Origin of the sequence: Rhodococcus sp. MALMAid1271 (assembly GCF_049195265.1) — a bacterium.
Classification (GTDB): Bacteria; Actinomycetota; Actinomycetes; order Mycobacteriales; family Mycobacteriaceae; genus Rhodococcoides.
Genome location: NZ_JBMIRQ010000019.1, coordinates 1 through 466, shown reverse-complemented (window position 1 = coordinate 466; position 466 = coordinate 1). Strand labels below are relative to the sequence as shown.

General features: G+C 50.6%; 1 rRNA gene. It reads left to right on the top strand.

Annotation, left to right across the window (positions count from 1 at the left end):
• Nucleotides 1-399: 399 nt before the first annotated feature.
• Nucleotides 400-466: ribosomal RNA gene (locus tag ACOQFP_RS00805) — 16S ribosomal RNA — on the top strand; the annotation flags it as partial.

Here is a 466-nt window from a genome sequence, read left to right as displayed (position 1 = left end):
TCGCGTAACTTTTGTCGAGTCAGAGCGACGGACACCGACCCGGTCTTGGTTGATTGGGTGAACGAGGTTGGACGTGTGGCTTGGCAGGTTGTATCCCCCAAGAGTCGGGCCTTGTGTCCGAGACCAAGCTGGGATAGGCTGGAACAGTTGCCCTCGAGGCCTGCGGATTGTGTTCGTGGGGTTTGGGTGTGTGCGTGTTCTTTGAGAACTCAACAGTGTGTCGATGAATGTCAGTGCCGAATTTTTGTTTGGTGGTATGCATTCGATGTATCAGCTGCCCGTTTGTGGTGGTTGTTGTCGGGTGTTGTTTTGAATGCTAGTTGAGTTTTTTTGCTAGTGATTTGACTCTTTCATGTTTATGACTGATTCACGGTTTTCGGATCGTTGTTTCGAGAGTCTTTTACGGAGAGTTTGATCCTGGCTCAGGACGAACGCTGGCGGCGTGCTTAACACATGCAAGTCGAGC